Here is a 17,740-nt window from a genome sequence, read left to right on the forward strand (position 1 = left end):
TATAAGCGACAGCGCCGCAGCCGCCCACTCCGCACCGCAGCCCCGCGCCGCCCCCACGACGGACGGGAGGCCCGTGACCAGCTGGTCACGGGCCTCCCGTCCGACGGCGCCGCGCTCCCCCGCGGCGGCCGTCATCGGCCGGTTCCCCGTCAGCCGACGACCTCCCACGTGACGAGTCGCGCGTCCCGTGTGGTGACCTCGTGCAAGGGTCCCTCGACCGCGAGGACCGCGCGCGGCGTCGCGGTACCCGGCAGGACCCGGACTGCGGTGGCGCGCTCGTTGACGATCACGCCACCGGTCGCGGTGTCCGCGTCCGCGACCGAGGCCGAGGCGGCCGCGTGCGAGCCGACCCAGACCTCCACGTCGCCGGGCTCCACGATCCGGACCATCCGCCGGTCGCTGAACGCCAGGCGGGTGGTGGGGACGGTGAAGGCGAGCCGCACGGACTCCCCTGCGTCGAGTTCCACGCGGGCGTACCCGAGCAACTGCACGACGGGCCGGGTGACCGATCCGACGACGTCGTGCCCGAACAGCTGCACCACGTGGGCGCCGGCGACCGTCCCGGTGTTCGTGACGGTGACGCTCGCGGTGAAGGCCGAACCGGCCTGCACGGAGTCGTCGACGACCAGGTCCGAGTACCCGAACGACGCGTACGACAGACCGAACCCGAACGGCCGGACCGGGGTGGAGTCGGTCGCCGTGACGTCCGAGGGTCCACCGAGCGCCGGGTGCAGGTACGAGTACGGCTGCGCACCCGCGGACCGCGGCAGCGACACTGGCAGCCGACCCGAGGGGTTCACCGCACCGGTGACGACGTCGGCGATCGCGAGTCCGCCGCCCTCGCCGGGGAAGAACGCCTGCAGGACGGCAGCCGGCCGCGGGCCTTCGCCGTCGAGCGCCCAGCTGATGGCGTACGGACGGCCGGTGAGGAGCACCAGGACGACGGGCGTGCCGGTGGCGACCACGGCCTCCACCAGTTCGCGCTGCACGCCGGGCAGGTCGAGCGACTCGGAGTCGTTGCCCTCGCCGACGGTGCCGCGGCCGAACAGGCCGGCCTGGTCGCCGACGACGACGACGGCGAGCTCGGCGTCGGTGGCGGCGGAGACGGCAGCGGCGATGCCGGTCCGGTCCTCCCCCTCGACCGCGCAGCCCTCGACGACCCGGACCGATGCTCCGGCGAAGGCGTCGGTCAGTGCCTCGGCGACCGTCGGGATCGAGAACCCGAGCGGCAGCCCGGGGTGGGCGGCCAGGACGTGGTTCGCGAACGAGTAGCAGCCCTGCAGCGCCTCGGCACGGTCGGCGTTCGGGCCGATGACCGCGACGGTGTCGGGGGTCCGCCGGACCGGCAGGACGCCGTCGTTGCCGAGCAGCACGATCGACTCCTCCGCGAGGCGACGGGCGAGCGCCTGGTGTCGGGGTGAGTCGAGGTCGACGCCGGTGGGCGGTTCGTCCTCGTACGCGTCGGGGTCGAGCAGACCGAGTGCTTCCTTCTGTGCGAGCGCACGGAGGACGGCCCGGTCGACGTACCCCTCGTCCAACTGCCCCGAACGCACCCGCTCCACCAGGGGGCGCAGGTACGCGTCCCCGGTGGGCAGTTCGACGTCGATGCCGGCCTCGAGCGCGAGTGCAGCGGCCTCGCCGCGGTCGGCGGCGACGGCGTGCATCACCTCGAGGAACGCGATCGCGAAGTAGTCGGCGACGACGACGCCGTCGAACCCGAGCTGCTCGCGGAGCACCCCGGTCAGGTACTCGGGGCTGGCGGCCATCGGGACGCCGTCGGTCTCGGTGTAGGAGTTCATGACCGAGCGGGCGTTGCCGTCGAGCAGCGCCATCTCGAACGGCGGCAGGAACACGTCCCGGATCTCACGGGGCCCGGCCGAGACGGGCGCGTGGTTGCGTCCGGCGCGGGAGGCCGAGTAGCCGAGGAAGTGCTTCAGCGTGGCGTGCACGCCAGCGTCCTGCAGACCCCGCACGTAGGCGGTGCCGACGGTGCCGACCAGGTACGGGTCCTCACCGATGCACTCGTCGACCCGGCCCCAGCGGGGGTCGCGGACGACGTCGAGCACCGGCGCGAGCCCCTGGTGGATGCCGAGCTCACGCATCGAGTCGCCGATCGCGCGGCCGACCTGTTCGACGAGCTCCGGGTCGAACGAAGCGCCCCACGCGAGCGGGGTCGGGAAGGTCGCGGCCTTCCAGGCGGCCAGTCCGGTGAGGCACTCCTCGTGCACGAGCGCGGGGATGCCCAGTCGGGTCTCCCGCTTGAGGCGACGCTGCTCCTGCCAGAGCCAGGCGGCCCGCTCCTCGGCGTCGACCGGGCGGGTGCCGTAGACGCGGGTGTAGTGCCCGATGCCGTCGCGGGTCACCTCCGGCAGGGTCGCCTGGGCGTCCTGCCCGGCTGCCATCTCGCCCTGCATGGGTGCCACGACGCCGTTCTGGTCGAGCCAGTAGCCGACGATCTGCGCCGCCTTCTCCTCGAGCGTCATCCGGGCGAGCAGGTCGCGGACGCGGTCGCTCACCTCGGGGACGGCCGGGAGGCCCGGGGCCGGGTCCGACAGGTCGGTGCGGACGGTGTCCACTGCCTGTCTCGGTTCGTTGGTGATCGTCATCCCTTGACCGCCCCGGTGAGACCGCCGACGATCCGGCGCTGGAAGATCGTGAAGAAGATCAGCGCGGGGATCATCGACATCGACGTGAAGGCGAGCACCTTGGCGGTGTCGACGGAGTACTGCGACGAGAACGCCTGCACGCCGAGCGGCAGCGTGTAGCTGCCCTCGTTGTTGAGGATGAACAGCGGCAGGATGTAGCTGTTCCAGCTGGCGATGAACGCCAGGATCCCGACGGTGACGACGCCCGGCAGGGACAGCGGCACGATCATCCGGAAGAAGAACCCGAGGCGGCTGGCACCGTCGATGGACGCTGCCTCCTCGAGCTCGTCGGGGATGGCCCGGAGGAACGGCACCAGGATGATGACCGTCGTGGGCAGGGCGAAGGCGATCTGCGGCAGGATCACGCCGGCCAGGCTGTTCGTCAGACCGAGGTCCTTGATGAGCAGGTACAGCGGCGTGATCGCGACGGTGATCGGGAACATCAGGCCTGCGGCGAACAGGGCGTACAGGGCGCCGCGGCCGGCGAACCGGTAGCGGGCCAGGATGTAGCTGACCATCAGGCCGAGCACGACGACACCGACGGTCGTCGCGATCGCACTGATCGCCGAGTTGCCGAGCTCCTGCCAGAAGATCGAACTGCCGAGGACCGAGCCGTAGTTGCCGAGCTCGAACGGGGCCGGCAGGCCGGCGGGGCTCGTGGTGATCTGCGAGTTCGTCCGGAAGCCGCCCAGCACGATGTACAGCACCGGGGCGAGGTTCGCGGCGACGAACAGGATCGCCACGACGTAGGTGAGCGGGTTGGCGCGACCGATGGCCGCGCTCGACCGGCGCTCCCGTGTCGCACGACGCCCGGGGGCGACGATGCTCGTGGTGGCCATCACTTCTTCCCTTCGGTGATCGCGCCCGCGGTGTCCCGGCGGAGCACGAATCGTTGGTAGATGAGCGCGACGGCCAGGGAGATGACGAACATCACGACGGCGACGGCACTGCCGAAGCCGTAGTTCCCGGAGTTGCGGCCGTTGCCCACCATGTAGGTCGCCATGGTCGAGGTACCTGCGGTGGAGGCGATGTACTGCCCCCAGATGATGTAGACGAGGTCGAACAGCTGCAGCGACCCGATGATCGACAGGAACGCCCAGATGCGGATGGTCGGGCCGAGCAGCGGCAGCGTGATGCGCCGCTGGATCTGCCAGTAGCCGGCACCGTCGATCGCGGCGGCCTCGAAGAGCTCCTCGGGGATGCTCTGCAGGCCGGCGAGGAACAGGATCACCGCGAAGCCGATGTACTTCCACGAGATGATCAGCAGCAGCGTCCAGATGGCGATGTCCGGGTTGGACAGCCAGTCGGCACGCAGACCGCCGAGTCCGATGGACTGGAGCATGTCGTTGACAGCGCCGTTCGACTGCAGCAGCAGGCTCCACCCGGTGCCGACGATGACCTCGGAGATCACGTACGGCACGAAGACCAGGACGCGGATGAGTCCGCGGCCGTGCATCTTCTGGTTGAGGAGCAGCGCGAGGACGATCGCGATCGGGCCCTGCAGCACGAGCGACAGGACGACGATGAAGCCGTTGTGCATGAGGACCGACCGGAAGGCCTGGTCCTGGAAGATGATGACGTAGTTCTGCAGCCCGACGAAGTCGGTGGGCGGGCCGTAGCCCTGCCACTTGAAGAACCCGTAGTACGCGGCCATGCCGACGGGCAGGATCACGAACGTGACGAAGACGATCACGGCGGGTCCGGCGAGGACGGCGATCTCGGCGCGCTTCCGCCAGTCCGCGAGCCGCTTGGCGGGCCGACGCCCGGCGGGGCGCGGTGCGCTGGACGCACCGCTCCCCGCCGTCGTTGACCCCGAGGCGCGGTCCGACCCGGTGGTCGGGTTCGTGCCGAGCGAGGTGTCGAGGGTCATGGTCAGCCCTTGGCCGCAGCCTGGTTGGTGGTGGTGACGATGTCCTTGGCGGTGCCCTTGTCGGCGAGGACGTCGACGACGCTGGTGTTCAGCGCGTTGCCGACGTTCTGGCCGTAGAGGGTGTCGAGGTACTGCGACACGAACGGGGCGTCCTTGTACGCGGCGAGCGCGGTCTTCAGGTACGACTCCGACACGACGGACTGGGCGTCCTGGTTGACGGGGATCGCCTGGAAGGCCTTGTAGTAGCCCTCCTGGTTGTCCTTCTGCACGATGAAGTTGAGGAAGTCCGTGCAGGCCTTCTTCGGGGCCTTCGCGGTGCAGGAGTAGCCGTCGACGCCACCCATCATCGACTTCGCGTCACCCTTGCCACCGGAGACGGCCGGGAACGGGAACCAGCCGAGGTCCGGCAGCGGCTTGGCGTCCGGGGTCAGCGAGGAGATCACGCCCGGGTCCCACGCGCCCATGAGTTCCATGGCCGCCTTGTGGTTGGCGAGGAGACCGGCGGAGCTGCCGGCGCCCTGCTGTGCGGCGGTGGTGAGGAAGCCCTGGTTGAACGGCTTGGTGTCGTTGAAGGCCTCGAGGTCCTTGCCGGCCTTGGTCCAGCAGGCGTTGTCGAACTTCAGCGACTCCGCGGCGCCGGTCAGGGTCTTCTCGCTGCAGGCGCGGAGGGCGAAGTTGTAGTACCAGTGCGCGGCCGGCCAGGCGTCCTTCGCACCGACGGCGACCGGGTCGACGCCGGAGTCCTTGAGCTTGGCGATGTCGTCGTTCAGCTCGTCCATCGTGGTGGGCGTGCCGTCGATGCCGGCCTTCTCGAACAGGTCCTTCGAGTACCAGATGCCCTCGGGGAGCACGGCGACGGGCATGGCGTAGGTGCCGTCCTTCGCGTCGTAGCCCGAGAAGGTGCCGGCGCTGATGGACTTCTTGGCGTCCGCGCTGATCGAGTCCTTGATGTCGAGCAGCTGCCCGGCGTTGATCATCGCGTTGAGCTTGCCGCCACCGCGCTGCAGGAACACGTCGGGGCCGTCGCCGGAGTTGAGCGCGGTCTGGAGCTTGCCGTCCAGGTCCTCGTTCTGGATGGCCTGGATCTTGATCGTGACGTTCGGGTTCTTCGCCTCGAACGCCTTGACCGTGTCCGCCCAGTAGGCCTTGCCCGGCCCGGTGGTGGAGTTGTGCCAGAAGGTCATCGTGACCTTGCCGTTGCCGTCGTCTGCGGCTCCGCCGCTCGAGCAGCCCGTGGCGAGCAGTGCGGTGCCGGCTGCGATGGCGATGGCCGCCGCGAACCTGTTCTTCCTCGTCATTGTGGAGTCCCTCGGTAGTCGTCGTTGACATGCGACCGCGAGGCCGCACGGAGAGCATGCCTGGCGCTCGAACGGCTTGTCAATCGATTTCGATAACGATTTCTGTCCGGTGCGCCACGCGGCACGAAGTTGGTTCATCGGGACGGAACGGGGCCCGGGGACGAGTACGGTGTCGACGTGGATGCCATCGCCCGTCCTGCTCCCCTGCCGGGGCGGACCACCATCAGCGATGTCGCGCGAGCCGCCGGTGTCTCCGTCCCGACCGTGTCGAAGGTGATCAACGGACGCGATGGTGTCGCCGCCGCAACGTCGCAGCGGGTGATGGCCGTGATCGAGTCCCTCGGGTACGAGAGTTCCCTGGTCGCACGCAGCCTGCGCCGCAGCCGTACCGACGTGATCGGCATCCTGGTCACCGAGTTCGAGCCCTTCTCCACCGAGTTACTCAAGGGCATCTCGTCCGCTGCTGACGGCACCGGGTACGAGCTCCTCGCCTACGCCGGACTCGTCAGCGGCGAGGCCCGACCCGGCTGGGAGCGCCGGTCCCTCTCCCGCCTGGCCGGCACACTGATCGACGGTGCGATCGTCGTCACCCCCACCACCCTGATGGCGAGCACCCCCATCCCCGTCGTCTCGATCGACCCGCACACCGGGCCCGAGGGCCACGCCGCGATCGACTCGGACAACGTCGGCGGTGCCCGGGCGGCCACGGAGCACCTCATCGCCCTCGGTCACCGCCGGATCGCCCACATCCGCGGGCGTGCCGACCTGGCGTCGGCCGAACTCCGCGAGCTCGGGTACCGACAGTCGCTCGAGGCCGCGGGCATCCCCTTCGACCCCGACCAGGTGCGGGTCGGGGACTACCAGACCGCTGCCACCGCCGAGGTCGCCCGCGGACTGCTCGCACGCCACGACCGACCGACCGCGGTCTTCGCGGCGAACGACAGCTCGGCCATCGGGGTGCTGCAGGTCGCCGGGGAACTCGGGCTCCGCGTGCCGCAGGACCTGTCCGTCGTGGGCTTCGACGACGTCCCCCAGGCTGCGAACGCCACTCCCCCGCTGACCACGGTCGCGCAGCCGCTGCACAACCTCGGCGCCGAGGCGCTCCGGATGCTGCTCGAGCTCCTCGGCGGCCGCGACGTGCCGGCGCACGTGCAGCTGCCGGCATCGCTCGTGGTCCGGGCGAGCACGGCTCCGCCCCCACCCGGATCCTGAGGCGGAGACGCCGCCTCCCCGGCGAAACACCGCCATTTCCGGCGGCGTCTCGCCCACTCGGCGGCGTCTCGCCCACTCGGCGACGTCGGACGGGAGGCACAGTGCCAGCCCGCCCCGCGCCTCCCGTCCGCCCCGCGAGACGGCGGCGTCGGCGCGAGACGCCGCCTCCCCGGCGAAACACCGCCACTCCCGGCGGCGCCTCGCCCACTCGGCGGCGTCTCGCGCAGACGGGGGTGTCTCGCGCAGACGGGGGCGTCTCGCGCACTCGGCCACGCAGGCACGCAGGCACGCAGGCACGCAGGCACGCAGGCACGCAGCCACGCGGCCACGCAGCCGCCCTCGCGCGCGGCGGGCGGACCTGATAAGTTCCCGCTCACAACAAATACGGGAGGCCGTCGATGGCGACGCACCAGGACACAACACACCGGACCGGCGAGGCCCTCGTCACCGTGCTCGACGCGGACGGCACACCCCGGGCGGGAACCGAGGTCGTCGTGGAACAGCAGCGCCACGCGTTCGGGTTCGGCAACATCGGGTTCGACTTCGTCGGCCTCGCGAACGGTGACGCGCCCGACGAACACGACCCGGACGAGGACCCCGGCACGCCAGAGCTCGCCGACCTCTGGCTCGACGTGTTCAACACCGCGACGCTGCCCTTCTACTGGGGCCGCTTCGAGCCGGAGCGCGGCCGCCCCGACACCGAACGACTGCAGCGGACTGCCGCCTGGTTCCGAGACCGCGGTGTCGCGACGAAGGGGCACCCGCTGGTCTGGCACACCGTGCAGCCGGACTGGTTGCTCGGGTTGGACACGGACGAGGTCGAGCGTCTCCAGCGGGAGCGGATCCGCCGCGAGGTGCGCGACTTCACCGGCCTCGTCGACACCTGGGACGCGATCAACGAGGTCGTGATCATGCCGCACTTCGCGAACGGCGACAACGGCATCACGCCCCTCGCCCTGGCCCGCGGCCGGCTCGCGATGATCCGGATGGCCGTCGACGAGGCCCGCGCCACCAACCCCGCCGTCACACTGCTGCTCAACGACTTCGACCTGTCGGACGCGTACGAGTGCCTGATCGAGGGCGTCCTCGAGGCCGGCATCCGCATCGACGCCATCGGGCTGCAGACCCACATGCACCAGGGGTACTGGGGCGAGGACACCATGCTCGCGATGGTCGACCGCTTCGCCCGGTACGGTCTGCCGCTGCACCTGACCGAGACCTCCCTCGTGTCCGGCGACCTGATGCCCGCGCACATCGTCGACCTCAACGACCACCGGGTGGACTCGTGGCCGTCAACGCCCGAGGGGGAAGCACGTCAGGCCGACGAACTCGAACGGCACTACCGCAGCCTGGTCTGGCACCCCGCCGTCGAGGCGATCACCTACTGGGGCATCACCGACCAGGGCGCCTGGCTCAACGCGCCGATCGGGCTCGTGCGGGCAGACGGCACGCCGAAGCCCGCCTACGAAACACTCCGTCGACTGGTGAAGGACGAGTGGTGGACCGGGCCGACGACCCTCCGCACCGACGACTCCGGACGGGCGACGTTCCGCGGGTTCCGTGGCGACTACGCGGTCCGTGCCGGCAGCGCGGAGGCGACACTCACGATCGGTCGGGACACGCCGACAGAACTCCGGCTGACGACGGACTGACCGTCCCGCCGTGCGGGCGCGACCGCCGTCGGACGGGAGGCGCGTGACCGGTCGGGACGCGTCTCCCGTCCGACACGCGGCCGGCTCGGACCAGCGACGACCCGCCGATCGCATGCGCCCCGCGCGCTACGGTGCTGTCATGCGCGCCACCGTGCGGGACGTGGCCGCCCTCGCCGGGGTGTCCCCCAAGACCGTCTCCAACGTCGTCAACGGCGGGGTCGTCGTGCGCCCGGAGACCCGTGCCCGCGTCGAAGCCGCGGTCGTCGAACTCGGCTACGTGCCGAACCTGTCCGCTCGGGGCCTGCGGAACGGCCGGACCGGGGCGATCGCCGTGACGCTGCCGGAGCTCGCGAGTGCGTACTCGGCCGACCTCGCACGGTGGTTCGTGGTCCTGGCGCACGACCGCGGTCTCGTCGTGCAGCTCGAACAGACCGCGACCGACCCGGAGCGGGAACGCGACCTGGTCTCGCGGGCGCGGGCGCACCTGGTCGACGGGCTCGTCCTCAACCCGGTGTCGCTCGACGCCAGCACCCTCGCGAACACCGACGGCCTGCCGCCGACCGTCGTGATCGGCGAGGTCGAACCGGAGCACGTCGACCAGGTGCACGTCGACAGCCGGGCGGCTGCGCGCGAGGTCACGACGATGCTCCTCGACCGCGGACACCGGCGGATCGCGATCGTCGGTGCCGAGCGGGGTGACGTCGTCACCGCCACCGCACGGACGCGGCAGCTCGGGCACGAGGACGCGCTGGCCGCACGGCGTGTCCCCGTCGACCCGACGCTCCGTGTCCCGCTGCCGGAGTGGACGACGCCGGCCGCGGCACGGACGTTCGGCGAGTGGCTGGACCGGAACCCACTGCCCGACGCGGTGTTCGCGTTCACGGACTCGATCGCGTTCGGAGTGCTGCACGTCCTGGCGAGCCGGGGCGTCCGGGTGCCGGAGCAGGTGAGCGTCGTCGGGTTCGACGACGTCGACCAGGCCGCGTTCGCGGTCCCCGCGCTGACGACGGTGTCGTTCGACAGGCGGGCGTTCGCGGGCGCGGCGCTCGACCTGCTCGAACGACGGATCGAGGACCGGGAGGCACCGGTCCGGACCGTCGTCGTGCCACACCGGATCGTCGAGCGCGCGAGCGTCGCGACGCGGTGAAGGCGCGGTCGGGGCCGCAGGTCCGAGACCCGGCCGCTAGCGTCGTCGACGTGACCGATGAGCCCGGACTTCCCGCCCCCCTCGACCCGCTCGACCCGCTCGACGCCGTCGCGGTCGGAGCGGTGACGATCGTCCCGGACACGAACAGGCCGGTGGCCGCCGTGGTGCGGGGTGACGAGTTCCGACGGTGGCTGACCTGGCCGACGGCACCCCTGCCGGTGGTCACCGTCGAACGGACCGACATCTGGGCGATCCCGTCCGGCGTGTGGGTCGTCTACGAGGCGGAGAACCTGGAGCAGTCGTCCCGGACGGCCGTGTTCCTGTCACCCGAGCAGCCGCCGCGGTCCGTGGAACTCGGCGACCGGCGACCGATCGGGGTCGACGCCGAGGGGCTGTGGGTCGGCGATCCCCGCGACGCCTCGTTCTGGACGTCGGGGACGGGCGGCACGGACGAGGACGACGACATGTCCCGGATCGACCCGGAGACGCTCGAGTGGGCCGAGGTGGCACCGTTCTGGCCCGACCGTGACGCGTGGACCGAGCCGGACGACGAAGACGAAGACCGTGCCGGGACCGACGACAGTGACAGTGACAGTGACAGTGACGACCAGACGATGGTCGGCACCGCCAGCCAGTGGACGATCCGGTTCGCCCACCCGCTGGGCGGCGACGACGACCAGGACGACGACGCGGACGGCGACGGTCCGGTCAGCACTTCCCTGCCGACTCCACCGACCGAGATCGTCCGCGTCACCCCGGCTGACGAACGCACCACGGTGCAGGTCGACCACCTGGTCGACGCCGTCTCGATCGAGGACGGCCGGATGACCCTGCGCTTCCACCCCGCCGGTCCCCGACAGGTCGAGGTGCCGTTCGGCGAACGCGGGCCCTGGCGCAGCTGGGACACCGTGTACGACGCGCGCGAGGTGGTCATCGACGTCGCAGCGGGCATCCCGTCGGTCGTCGTCACCGAGGACCATGCCTCCGAGCCGGCTGCGGACGAGGACGCCGGAGCGGACCTCGAGGAACTCGAGGTGGTGTGGTCGGCTGAGGACGCCGCGCTCCAGGCCCGACGCGCGCCCTGGATCGGGCGACTCGACCTGACGGGGGTGAGCGGAGCCTCCTGGCAGACGCCGGAACCGGACCCGGAGACGGTCGAGCGCAGTGTCGCGGCGGTCCGCGAGCAGCTCGCGGGGCTCAGCGAACCGAGCATCATGTGGTCGGCCGACACCGACACCGTCACCCGGGTGCGGAGCGACTACCGCTCGGTGCAGGTGGACGTCGAGAGGTCGTGGCCGGACACCGAGGTGGTCGTGTCGTTCGAACACACGGCGGTGCCGTTCCTGCGGCTCCGCAGGCGTCACCGGGTCTTCGACGACGCCGGGTACCCGATCGACCGGCAGTACGTCACGGTGCACCTGGAGGAGGACATCGCGACCGGCCACATCGCATCCCGGCGCGCGGCGGTCGACGGCGTCCTCGACATCTGAGCACGCTCCGGCTGACGCCTACGTCCGCGCCTCGGTCCGCCGCGGCTTCAACCGCTCGGGAGCGTCCGTCGCCGGCACCCACTCGCAGGTGAACGACCCGCGGTACCCGAAGAGGAACCCGAACAGCCGGTTGTGCACCTCGAGGTCGACGTGGAACGACCGGTCCTCGTCCGACCACCACTCGTGCAGGGTCGCCCGGCCGCTGAACAGCATCGGGAACCGGAACGAGAACGGCCCCTCGTGGAACCGTTGCGCATCGGAGGTCAGGACCAGCCCACCACGCTCGTCGACGGCAAGGTCGAGGTCGACCGCCAGGTGCTGGTGCGAGCCGAGGTAGTCGAGCACCCGACCGTCGACGAGCACCATCGTCGCGTCGAACCGTGCGGTGCGTCCGGACCGCACGGTGTACGTCCGGACGAACGTGACGGTCTCGCGGCCGAGGACGTCGCGGTAGGGGTAGTTCTCAATGGTGAACGGGACGTCGTTCCCGACGTCGGGTACCAGGATGTTGCGGAGCCGGCCGATCTGCAGGAACGGCACCGTCCACCACGGACCTCGGCGGATCGACTGCATGGTGCCGTGGCCGACGCAGGCCTCAGCGGCGTCGAGTCCGACACCGAACCGTCGCTGCATCATCGGGTGGAGCCGGTCGAAGTCGGCGCCGAGCGCCTCCTGGAACACCGAGGTCATGACGTTCCTCCGGGTCGGGCCAGCGTCGCCAGGGTCGCCGGGGCGTCCCGCAGGTGGTCGGCTCGACGGGTCCCGCCGACCGGTGCGCGGCGCGTCCGGGAGGCCCGTGGCCGGTCCCGGCGCCACACCGCCAGGACGCTGGTGAGCGGCCAGGCCTCCGGTTCGGCCCCGCCCTCGAGCCAGACGCGGAGCCGGTCGAAACTCCACGCGGTCGCCCACCCGAGGAGCGGTCGGACGACGAGGTCGAGCGGTCCCCACCCGGAGTCGTAGTCGTACCCGGTGATGAACCGCGTCCGGCCGTCGTCGGTCGGCACGTACCGCCAGTAGCCCCGCCCGGTGCGGATCGGGGAGAGTCGGTCGTCGGTGGCGAAGCGCAGCGCCGAGGTGCGCGTGCCGTCGTCACGCAGTCGCTCGCCGATGGAGATGCCAGTGCCGTGCACGTCGTGGAGGGCCGAGCGTCGGACGTAGGTGAAGCGAGCGGCTCCGTCCGTGTCGGCCGGCTCTGGCACGATCTCCGAGAACCGGACGTCCCAGCGGACGTGCTGCCGGGGGTCCTGCGTGGCGGCCCACACCGCGTCGACGTCGGCGTCGATCAGCGTCTCGACGTAGATGCTCCGGCTGGCCACGGGGCTGAGCGTAGTGCCGGCCCGAGTGCCATCACCAGCGGCAGCGACGCCGTCAGTCGCCGTCCGCCGCCCGCAGCACGGCGGCCGCGGTGCGCCGGTCGGCGAGGATCCGGAAGTGGCCGCCGAGGTCCAGCCGCACGTTCTCCGCCCCGGCGAGCTCACTGCCGCCGGGGATGAGCGTGTCGAAGACCGCGTAGACCGAGGTGATCCGGGTGTTCGCGTCGAGCTCCCGCGCCAGGCCCGCGAGCACCGGGTCGGCGGCGCGGAACACCCGGAGGTGTCGGACGGGTGCCAGGACGGCGTACTTCGACCCGGCGAACGGCGTCGACACCGCCACCATCCGGTCGATGCGGCCGTGCGGGTCCAGTCGGGTCATGGCGTACTTGCCGATCAGGCCGCCCTTGCTGTGCGCGAGGACGAGCACCCGGTGCAGGTCGTGCTCGTCGAGGTAGGCCATCACCTCCTCCGCCGAGACGGGCACCGGCTTGAGGTTGTGCCGGAGGACGGTGAGCACGTGCACCGGGTGGCCGCGGTCGTGGAGCACGTCCATCAGGGGGCGCATGAAGTGCCACGTCTCGTAGACGCCGGGGATCACGATCACGGCCTGCCGGTCGCCGGAGCGGTAGTCGTCGGCGGTCGTGGGCCCGAGACTCCTGACCTGCCACACCACGGCGTACACCCAGTCGAGGAGCGCCCATCGCGCACGACGCACCAGTCCGACCCGGACCGGGCTCGTCTCGGCGGTCGCGCCGGTCACAGCGGGACGCCGTCCCGGGTCGCCTCCAGGGTCTGGACGCGACGGAACTCGTCGACGAGACGGGCGACGGCGACGGGCTGGTGTTCCTGCACGTGGTGCGGCCCGGGGAGCTCGACGAGCGCGCCCGCGTCCGCGGCGGCCACGAGCCGTTCCACCCAGTCGTGCTTGGCGATGGGGTCCTGCTCGCCGCGGATCAGGAGCACCGGCACGGTCAGGGCCCGGACGCTGTCGAGCATCCGGAAGTCCCGCATGGGCAGGAGTTCCCGGGCGTACTGCGGGATGCTCCGGACGTAGTCCCCGAAGACGATGACGTTCATCCGGAGGCCCTCGATCGCGCAGTCGAGCAGGAGCTGCGCACCCAGACGCGGCAGCGAGCGCCGCCGGTCGTCGACGACCGGCCCGACCAGGACCACGGAGTTGACGACGTCGGGGTGGCGGAGCGCGGCGGCGACGGCGATCTGCGTGCCCATCGACTGCCCCATCACGACCAGGTCGCTGATGCCACGAGCGGTGACCGCGCGGACGACGAGGTCGGCGTACTCGTCCACCTGGAACCTGCGCCCGGCACGGGTCAGTCCACCGAACCCGGGCAGGTCGACCGAGACGGTCCGGTGCGTCTGCGAGAGCAGTGTCTGCACCCGGAGGAACGACCGGTGGGACATGCCGATGCCGTGCACCATGACGATGGTCGGAGCGAGGGCGTCCCGGACGCGTCCTGCCGGGGCGAGGGTGCGCAAGCGCACGGGGTGTCCGTCGATCCGGACGGTCTCGACGAGAGCGCGCATCCCCTGAGACTAGGCGGCTCACCACCCGCTGCCTGTGAACGATCCGCAGCGGGGAGTCAGCACCGTCTTCGATTCCTGCAAGGTCGACGCGGTGCACTGCTCCCATGACCGACACGAACCCCTCCGGACGGCGCCCCGACGACTGGTCGGCTGCCCCAGCACCCGCCCCCACCGGCCCGACCGCGGGCACCGCCACCGCCGCCCCGCAGTCGGGCCCCGACATCGCTCGTCCCGCTCTCGCCGGGACGCACCCCGCTCCCCCGGCCTGGTCCGGCACCCCCGCTCCGGCACCGACCGGACGGACCACACCGCGACCGCCGTGGTTCTGGCCGATCGTGGCGGTGGCCGTCGGTCTCGCAGCACTGCTCGTCGGCGGCGGCGTCGGCTTCGCGGTCGGCCACGCGGTCGGTGGAGCGCACGGCGGCGCATCGTTCTCCGGCCCCGGCTCCGGCCCCCGCGGCCAGACCGACGGCGGGACGGACGGCAGCGGCAACTGACCGCGGCGCGGGCGCAGACCCTGGTGCTCCGACTCCCGCCAGCGCTACGCTCGCGCCCATGCGCAAGGTCACAGCGGGGCTCTTCACCTCGGTCGACGGTGTCGTGCAGGACCCGTACGAGTTCCAGTACGACAGCTTCGACGACGAACTCGGCGCGGGCATGACCGCGTGGATGGACGCCACCGACACCGTGCTGCTCGGCCGGAACAGCTACCTGGAGTGGTCGGAGTGGTGGCCCGCCCACCCGGAGGACCCCTTCGGCCAGTGGATCAACCCGATCGAGAAGCACGTGGCATCCACCACCCTCGGCGACGACCTGGCGTGGGAGAACAGCACGCGCATCACCGGCGACGTCCCCACCTTCGTCCGCGAGCTGCAGCAGCGTGACGGAGCGGACATCGCCGTGTGCGGGAGCGTCACCCTGGTGCGCAGCCTGCTCTTCGCCGGGGTGCTCGACGAACTGCAGCTGATGATCCACCCGGCCGTCGCCGGCCGCGGTCGGAAGCTGTTCGAGCCGACCGACCCGCCCACGCGCCTCCGGCTGGTCGCGAACTCCGTGACGAGCAAGGGCAACGTCCTGAGCACCTACGGGCGGTACGCCGAGTCGGCGGACTGAAGCCGCGCCTCCCGGCCGTCAGCCACAGGGGTGGACGGCAGGTGCGCGCGATCGGCGTACCCTTCTGGGTGGCCCAGACCGCACGAAACCGGAGCTCACCATGCCGCAGGACACCCGCCCACACGTCGTCATCGTCGGCGGTGGATTCGCCGGGATCGCCGCCATGCGTGAGCTGAAGGACGCTCCGGTCCGGGTCACGCTCGTCGACCGCCACGTCTACAACATGTTCCAGCCGCTCATGTACCAGGTGGCGACCGGCGGCCTGAACGCGGGCGACGTGACGTACTTCCTCCGCAGCCTGCGTGCCCGCCAGTCGAACGCCGACTTCCGCCACGGCCTGCTCACCGGGATCCGGCACGACGAGCGGATCGCCGAGATGTCCGACGGCGAGCACCTGCACTACGACTACCTGATCCTGGCCAACGGCGTGAACACGAGCTACTTCGGGACGCCCGGCGCCTACGAGTACGCGTACTCGATGTACTCGCGCTCCCAGGCCCTGCGCATCCGCGACGAGCTGTTCACGCGCCTGGAGCAGGCCGCCGCGAAGCAGGGTCCGGACGAGATCCGCGTCGTCATCGTCGGCGGCGGTGCGACTGGTGTCGAGATGGCGGGGGCGCTCGCGGAACTCCGCGACCAGGCGCTGGTCGGTGCGTACCCGGAGATCGAGCGCGGCAACATCTCGATCACGCTCGTGCACCGCAGCGGCGAGCTCCTCAAGCCGTTCGCCCCGCGACTGCGTCGGTACGCGGCGAAGATCCTGCTGAAGCGCGGCGTCGTCCTGCGGCTGAACTCCGGTGTCGAGGAGGTCATGCCCGACGGCGTCCGCCTGGCCGGCGGCGAGGTCATCCCCGCCTCGCAGGTGATCTGGGCGACGGGTGTGTCGGCACACAAGGAGGTCGGCAACTGGGGGCTGCCGCAGACCCACGGCGGCCGCATCCAGGTGAACGACGACCTCAGCGTGAAGGGCGTCGACCGTGTCTTCTCGGCCGGCGACATCGCCGCGCAGGACGACGCGCTCGCGCAGCTCGCGCAGCCGGCGCTGCAGGGCGGCAAGCACGTCGCCGAGCAGATCAAGCGCCGTCTGGCCGGCAAGCCGACCGAACGGTTCAAGTACTTCGACAAGGGCACGATGGCGACGATCGGCACGAACGCCGCGGTCGCCCAGCTGCGTGGCGGCATCACGATGGTCGGCCCCGTGGCCTGGGCGGCGTGGGTGTTCGTCCACATCACCAGCCTGCTCGGCAACGGCAACCGGATGTCGACGCTGACCCACTTCTTCGTCCGCTACGTGTGGTTCATGCGGAAGCGCTCGATCCCGATCGTCGGCGACGTCCGTCCGGTCCGCCCGAACGGCGACCGCGAGCCGGAGCCCTGGCAGCTGCAGAAGGCGGAGTAGCCGTCACGGGGTGACAGCCGTCACCACATGACGGACGGGAGGCTCCCCACCGGTCCGGTGGGGAGCCTCCCGTCTGTCACGTGGTCGGGCGGGACCGTCAGCCGCGCGGCGCCGTGTACGCGCCGTCGGCGATGTCCTCGAGCAGCGTCGGCCCGGTCGGCTGCCAGCCGAGGAGCTCGCGTGTCGCGGTCGACGAGGCAGCCATCGGCATGCCGTAGAACCGCCCGATGAAGCCGAAGTGGTCGACCGCGTCGGCGGCGTCGACCGAGGTGACCGGCACACCGAGGGCGTCCCCGATCGCCTGCGCGATGTCGCGGGTGGGGACGGCGTCCTCGGCGGTGACGTGCATCCGGGTGCCCGCGGGGGCGCTCTCGAGGCCGAGCCGGACCAGCCGAGCGGCGTCGGTGCGGTGCACCGCGGCCCAGCCGTTCGTCCCCTCGCCGATCATCGCGGCGACCCCGTGGCGCCGTGCCGCCGCGGTGAGCAGCGCGACGAACCCGTGGTCGCCGTGCCCGTGCACGGTCGGGGCGAACCGCGCGATCACGGTGCGCACGCCCTGGTCGACGAAGTCGAGCGCGCGGTTCTCACTGCCGCCGCGCATGGCCTGCGGACCGACGAAGGGGTTCGGGTCGTCCTCGATGGCGGGGCGGTCGGCGGTGAGTCCAGCAACGCCGGAGGCGACGACGAACGGCCGGTCACTGCCGACGAGGACCCCGCCGAGGGTCTCGACCGCGGCACGCTCGGCGGCGTTGGTCTCCTCCGGGTGTGCCCAGTCGTGCTTGTTGGCGAGGTGGACGACCCCGTCGGCGGCTTCGGCTCCGTGACGCAGGGCCGCGAGGTCGTCGAGGTCGCCGCGGAGGACCTCGGCGCCCTTCCCCTGGACGGACGCGGCGGCTGCGTCCGACCGGACGAGCCCGGTGACGCGGTGGCCGGCGGCGAGGAGCTCGTCGACGGTGGCGGAGCCGATCCAGCCGGAGGCTCCGGTGACGAACACGTGCATGGTGGTGCCCTTCTCGATGATGTCAGTTGCTGACATCAAGAACCGTACACCCGGCG

16 protein-coding genes are annotated in these 17,740 nt (G+C 71.3%); 7 read left to right on the forward strand and 9 right to left on the reverse strand.

Translation table 11 applies throughout. From position 1 onward, the window contains the following. Positions 1-149: 149 nt before the first annotated feature. The 4 genes from DEJ33_RS11195 to DEJ33_RS11210 form a co-directional block, all read right to left on the reverse strand. Complete coding sequence (locus DEJ33_RS11195) at positions 150-2,483, reverse strand: beta-glucosidase (RefSeq protein WP_111195086.1); 2,334 nt, start codon at positions 2,481-2,483, stop codon at positions 150-152. Between the two features lie 119 nt (positions 2,484-2,602). Continuing rightward, positions 2,603-3,484, reverse strand: a complete 882-nt coding sequence (locus DEJ33_RS11200) for a carbohydrate ABC transporter permease (protein WP_110904899.1) — start codon at positions 3,482-3,484, stop codon at positions 2,603-2,605. Next, positions 3,484-4,515 carry a carbohydrate ABC transporter permease gene (locus DEJ33_RS11205; RefSeq protein ID WP_111043988.1) on the reverse strand — a complete coding sequence of 344 codons (1,032 nt, stop codon included), beginning with the start codon at positions 4,513-4,515 and terminating at the stop codon, positions 3,484-3,486. The genes DEJ33_RS11200 and DEJ33_RS11205 overlap by 1 nt, the downstream gene beginning before the upstream one ends. Before the next feature lie 2 nt (positions 4,516-4,517). Then, positions 4,518-5,813: an ABC transporter substrate-binding protein gene (locus tag DEJ33_RS11210; protein ID WP_111078466.1), complete on the reverse strand. Its 1,296-nt coding sequence runs from the start codon at positions 5,811-5,813 to the stop codon at positions 4,518-4,520. 177 nt (positions 5,814-5,990) lie between these two features. On the opposite strand from DEJ33_RS11210, the gene DEJ33_RS11215 reads away from it, so the two are divergent. The 4 genes from DEJ33_RS11215 to DEJ33_RS11230 all read left to right on the forward strand — a co-directional run bounded on the left by DEJ33_RS11215 (position 5,991) and on the right by DEJ33_RS11230 (position 11,314). Then, on the forward strand, positions 5,991-7,025 hold the full coding sequence (locus DEJ33_RS11215; protein WP_258378154.1) for a LacI family DNA-binding transcriptional regulator: 1,035 nt from the start codon (positions 5,991-5,993) through the stop codon (positions 7,023-7,025). 398 nt (positions 7,026-7,423) lie between these two features. Continuing rightward, positions 7,424-8,677, forward strand: a complete 1,254-nt coding sequence (locus DEJ33_RS11220) for an endo-1,4-beta-xylanase (protein ID WP_111194991.1) — start codon at positions 7,424-7,426, stop codon at positions 8,675-8,677. A 139-nt stretch (positions 8,678-8,816) separates the two neighbouring features. Then, positions 8,817-9,824 carry a LacI family DNA-binding transcriptional regulator gene (locus DEJ33_RS11225; RefSeq protein ID WP_111195088.1) on the forward strand — a complete coding sequence of 336 codons (1,008 nt, stop codon included), beginning with the start codon at positions 8,817-8,819 and terminating at the stop codon, positions 9,822-9,824. 50 nt (positions 9,825-9,874) lie between these two features. After that, positions 9,875-11,314 carry a hypothetical protein gene (locus DEJ33_RS11230; RefSeq protein WP_146242596.1) on the forward strand — a complete coding sequence of 480 codons (1,440 nt, stop codon included), beginning with the start codon at positions 9,875-9,877 and terminating at the stop codon, positions 11,312-11,314. A gap of 18 nt (positions 11,315-11,332) precedes the next feature. Here DEJ33_RS11230 and DEJ33_RS11235 read toward each other — a convergent pair whose 3' ends face one another. Genes DEJ33_RS11235 through DEJ33_RS11250 form a run of 4 tightly spaced genes read right to left on the reverse strand, consistent with a single transcriptional unit; the run spans position 11,333 to position 14,172 of the window. Continuing rightward, positions 11,333-12,004 carry a DUF4166 domain-containing protein gene (locus tag DEJ33_RS11235; RefSeq protein WP_111194993.1) on the reverse strand — a complete coding sequence of 224 codons (672 nt, stop codon included), beginning with the start codon at positions 12,002-12,004 and terminating at the stop codon, positions 11,333-11,335. After that, complete coding sequence (locus DEJ33_RS11240) at positions 12,001-12,630, reverse strand: SRPBCC family protein (RefSeq protein ID WP_111194994.1); 630 nt, start codon at positions 12,628-12,630, stop codon at positions 12,001-12,003. The genes DEJ33_RS11235 and DEJ33_RS11240 overlap by 4 nt, the downstream gene beginning before the upstream one ends. A gap of 52 nt (positions 12,631-12,682) precedes the next feature. Beyond that, positions 12,683-13,387, reverse strand: a complete 705-nt coding sequence (locus tag DEJ33_RS11245) for a triacylglycerol lipase (RefSeq protein WP_258378155.1) — start codon at positions 13,385-13,387, stop codon at positions 12,683-12,685. Next, the gene (locus DEJ33_RS11250) at positions 13,384-14,172 is read right to left on the reverse strand and encodes an alpha/beta fold hydrolase (RefSeq protein WP_111194995.1); all 789 of its coding nucleotides are present in this window, start codon (positions 14,170-14,172) and stop codon (positions 13,384-13,386) included. The genes DEJ33_RS11245 and DEJ33_RS11250 overlap by 4 nt, the downstream gene beginning before the upstream one ends. Positions 14,173-14,276: 104 nt before the next feature. Between DEJ33_RS11250 and DEJ33_RS11255 the strand changes: the two genes are divergently transcribed. The 3 genes from DEJ33_RS11255 to DEJ33_RS11265 all read left to right on the forward strand — a co-directional run bounded on the left by DEJ33_RS11255 (position 14,277) and on the right by DEJ33_RS11265 (position 16,684). After that, positions 14,277-14,669, forward strand: coding sequence for a hypothetical protein (locus tag DEJ33_RS11255; RefSeq protein ID WP_111194996.1), 393 nt, complete (start codon positions 14,277-14,279; stop codon positions 14,667-14,669). 58 nt (positions 14,670-14,727) lie between these two features. Continuing rightward, positions 14,728-15,285, forward strand: coding sequence for a dihydrofolate reductase family protein (locus DEJ33_RS11260; RefSeq protein WP_111122142.1), 558 nt, complete (start codon positions 14,728-14,730; stop codon positions 15,283-15,285). A gap of 100 nt (positions 15,286-15,385) precedes the next feature. After that, positions 15,386-16,684 carry an NAD(P)/FAD-dependent oxidoreductase gene (locus tag DEJ33_RS11265; protein WP_110904906.1) on the forward strand — a complete coding sequence of 433 codons (1,299 nt, stop codon included), beginning with the start codon at positions 15,386-15,388 and terminating at the stop codon, positions 16,682-16,684. A 97-nt stretch (positions 16,685-16,781) separates the two neighbouring features. Here the strand turns inward: DEJ33_RS11265 and DEJ33_RS11270 are convergent, their stop codons facing one another. Further along, positions 16,782-17,720 carry an SDR family oxidoreductase gene (locus DEJ33_RS11270; RefSeq protein ID WP_258374517.1) on the reverse strand — a complete coding sequence of 313 codons (939 nt, stop codon included), beginning with the start codon at positions 17,718-17,720 and terminating at the stop codon, positions 16,782-16,784. Positions 17,721-17,740 lie beyond the last annotated feature (20 nt).

This window comes from Curtobacterium sp. MCPF17_047 (assembly GCF_003234045.1).
Lineage (GTDB): Bacteria > Actinomycetota > Actinomycetes > Actinomycetales > Microbacteriaceae > Curtobacterium.